The sequence below is a fragment of the Aminobacter sp. P4_H6_2 genome (genome assembly GCF_056400805.1).
This window is the reverse complement of the sequence record NZ_JBFUKO010000567.1, coordinates 1-3,504: the sequence shown is the minus strand read 5'-3', so window position 1 is coordinate 3,504 and position 3,504 is coordinate 1. Positions and strand designations below refer to the sequence as shown.

Genomic DNA, 3,504 nt, shown 5'->3' with positions numbered 1-3,504 from the left:
GTGTCGATGAAGAAGGGCGACTTCCAGGGCCGTGAGGCGCTTGTGGCGCAGAAGGAACTTGGGCTTAGCCGCAAGCTGGCCTGCTTCCGGCTCGACGAGTCGCTATCGGTCTATGGTGGCGAAGCGATGTCGGTGAACGGTCGCATTGTCGGCATGACGACCAGCGGCGACTTCGGCCATACGGTGGGCGCGTCGCTGGTGTTCGGCTATCTCAAGGGCGAAGACATGGGGCTCAAGGAGATCGAGGTCGAGGCCTTCGGCCGCCGCAGCCGCGCAACCGTCGTCGAGCGTTGCGTGTATGATCCCGCCGGCGAGCGTGTCCGCATGTAACCGAACATGCGGGTCGGCTGCCACATATTGCAACATACGCTTGCTCGATGAGGCCAATATCGCCACATTGGCCTCATGTCCGACTCGCACAGCTCCAATGCCCGGGCGCTCGCGCCGCGCCGCCATGACGAGATCCTGAGGCGCCTTGCCGCCGACGGTTCGGTCGGCATCACCGAGCTTGCCAATTTCTTCGACGTGTCGCGGGAGACCATCCGCCGCGACATGAAGCATCTAGCCGAGCGCGGCCAGCTCGATCTCGTCCATGGCGGGGCGACGCTATTCGAGGCAACCGAGCCAGCGCTCAACGAGCGCAGCCAGGAAAACGCTGCCGGCAAAGCTGCCATCGGCCGCGCCGCGGCCAATCTGGTCGAGGACGGCATGGTCGTTTTCCTCGATTCCGGCACCACCACACTTGCGGTGGCGCACGCGTTAACGGGCAAGCAAAACCTGACGGTTTGCACCACAAGTCTGGTGATCGCGCTGCATATGTGTCGCCAGCCGCATGTGCGCGTGCATATGCTGGGCGGCGAAATCGACCCGTCGGAAGAAGCCGCCATCGGCATCGATGCGCTGGAGGCGATCAGTCGCTTCCGCGTCGATGTGGCGTTTTTGGGCGGCGGCGGCCTGTCACCCGAGGGCGAGGTCACCGACTTCACCCGCAATGGCGCCGAGCAACGCTCGCGCATGGCGGCAACCGCGGCAAAAGCCTATTTCGTGCTCGACAGCTCGAAGTTCGGACGGCTGACGCCGCTGCGCATCCAGCGCTTCGAGCTTGCCGCCGGCGTCATCGTCGACGTCGCTCCCTCTGCTGCCATGACAGAGGCGCTGGAACGCAAGGGGCCGAAGGTGATTGTCGGCGATTGATGGCTGACGGCCGAGGCGGCCAGCCAAGACTTTTCAGGTCAGATTTCTACGCCGTTCCAGTTCCGCATCGGTTGGGGTCTCGAACTCGAACGAGCCGGTGATGATGTCGCCGTCGCGGACGTATTTGTTGACGATCACGCCCGTGCCGGAAACCTTCGAGGAAACCAGCTTCAGTGCCGACGGTAGTGTGCCGTCGCCGAACAGGCGCTTGCCCTTGCCGAGCACCAGCGGGAAGATCGAGATGTTGAGCTCGTCGACGAGGTCGGCAGCGAGCAGGGTCTTGAGGAAATCGGTCGAGCCCTGGGTCAAGAGATCCGGTCCGTCTTCGGCCTTCAGTCTTTGTAGAGCGGCAACGGCGTCCGCGCCCAGCGAATGGCTGTTCTGCCAGCCGAGTTTCAGGTTGGGATTGCGGGTCGCGACATATTTGTTGATCCTGTCGAACAGCGGACCGATCGGATCGTCTGCGGCGACATAAGGCCAGTGCGCGGCAAAGATGTCCCAGGTCTTGCGCCCGAGCAGCAGGTCGAAGGACTTGGCGAACATCTCGCCCACGGCTTCAGTCATCGTTTCGTCGAAATAGGGCGCGCCCCAACCGCCATATTTGAAGCCGCCGATCGGATCCTCCTCGGGGCCTCCCGGCGCCTGCATGATGCCGTCGAGGCTCATGAATGCACCCACCACGATCTTTCTCATGTCGTTCTCCTTCATCGCCCTTGCCGGCTCACGCTTTGAAGACGTTCGGCGGCGGTGCGTTCCGACAAGGCTAGCGAAATTTCCCTATATGGCAGCCCGCATGCAAGCCCGCCTTGGCTTGCGGTAGCGTTCACCTTCCCGACGGACGGTATCGTCTCACGTCTGCACGCTTGGTATGTGATTATTTGTTGCATTTTATGTTGCGTTTTGTGGCGACCGAGATAGAGTGCGGCCTTCACCTTTGGGAGGTTGTTTCATCATGGCGCAGGAATTCCCGACGCAGGCACGCGTCGTCATCGTCGGCGGCGGCATCATCGGCTGCTCGGTCGCCTATCACCTGACAAAGCTCGGCTGGAAAGACGTCGTGCTGCTCGAACAGGGCCAGCTCAGCGGCGGCACCACATGGCATGCGGCGGGCCTGGTCGGGCAATTGCGCAGCCACGCCAACATGACCAGCCTGATCAAATATTCGACCCAGCTCTACAGCGAGCTCGAGGCAGAGACGGGGCTTGCCACCGGCTGGAAAAACTGTGGTTCGCTGTCGGTTGCGCGAAGCGCCGACCGCATGACGGTGCTCAAGCGCACTGCCGCTTCGGCCCGCGCGCAGGGCGTCGATATCGAGGTGATTTCGGCCAGGGAGGCGCAGGAGAAGTGGCCGGTCATGGCCATCGACGACCTCGTCGGCGCCGTTTGGCTTCCGGGCGACGGCAAGGCCAACCCCACCGACCTGACCCAATCGCTGGCCAAAGGGGCGCGCAATCGCGGCGCCCGCGTCATCGAGCGCGTGCGTGTCACCGGCATCACCGTCAAGGACGGCAAGGCTTGCGGCGTCGAGACCGACAAGGGCAACATCGCAGCCGAGGTCGTCGTCAACTGCGCGGGCCAGTGGGCGCGCAAGGTCGGTGCGATGTGCGGCGTCACCGTGCCGCTGCATTCGGCTGAGCACATGTACATCGTCACCGGCAAGATCGAGGGCGTGCATCCCGATCTGCCGGTGCTGCGCGATCCCGACGGCTTCATCTATTTCAAGGAAGAGGTCGGCGGCCTTGTCATGGGCGGCTTTGAACCCGAGGCCAAGCCATGGGGCATGAACGGCATCCCCCACGATTTCGAGTTCGCGCTATTGCCCGACGACTGGGACCAGTTCGAGATCCTGATGCAGAACGCATTGGTGCGCGTGCCGCAGCTGGAAACATCAGAGGTCAAGAAATTCTACAACGGGCCGGAAAGCTTCACCGCCGACAACAATTTCATCCTTGGCGAAGCCCCGGAGCTCAAGAACTTCTTCGTCGGCGCCGGCTTCAATTCGATGGGCATTGCCAGTGCTGGCGGTGCCGGCAAGGCGCTCGCCGAATGGATCGTCAACGGTTCGCCGACAATGGATTTGTGGCCGGTAGACATCAGGCGCTTCGCCGGCTTCAACAACAACCCGCGCTGGCTTCACGACCGCGTCAAGGAAACACTCGGCCTGCACTATGCCATGCCGTGGCCGAACCGCGAGCTCGACAGCGCGCGGCCTTTCAGGCGCTCGCCGCTCTATGACCGACTCGCCGCCAAGGGCGCCTGCTTCGGCTCAAAAATGGGCTGGGAACGCGCCAACTGGTTCGCTGGCAAAGG

General features: G+C 62.8%; 4 protein-coding genes. 3 read left to right on the top strand and 1 reads right to left on the bottom strand.

The features are described from left to right. Both AC1DUU_RS26630 and AC1DUU_RS26625 read left to right on the top strand, forming a co-directional pair. A partial coding sequence (locus tag AC1DUU_RS26630) for a glycine cleavage T C-terminal barrel domain-containing protein (RefSeq protein ID WP_476786362.1) occupies positions 1 to 330 on the top strand: 330 nt, incomplete at its 5' end. A 75-nt stretch (positions 331 to 405) separates the two neighbouring features. Continuing rightward, positions 406 to 1,194, top strand: coding sequence for a DeoR/GlpR family DNA-binding transcription regulator (locus tag AC1DUU_RS26625; RefSeq protein ID WP_476786361.1), 789 nt, complete (start codon positions 406 to 408; stop codon positions 1,192 to 1,194). Positions 1,195 to 1,227: 33 nt separating this feature from the next. Here AC1DUU_RS26625 and AC1DUU_RS26620 read toward each other — a convergent pair whose 3' ends face one another. Continuing rightward, a complete protein-coding gene (locus AC1DUU_RS26620; protein WP_476786360.1) occupies positions 1,228 to 1,887 on the bottom strand; it encodes a dihydrofolate reductase family protein in 660 nt (219 codons plus the stop codon). Positions 1,888 to 2,146: 259 nt separating this feature from the next. Here AC1DUU_RS26620 and AC1DUU_RS26615 point away from each other — a divergent pair. Next, a partial coding sequence (locus AC1DUU_RS26615) for an FAD-dependent oxidoreductase (protein WP_476786359.1) occupies positions 2,147 to 3,504 on the top strand: 1,358 nt, incomplete at its 3' end.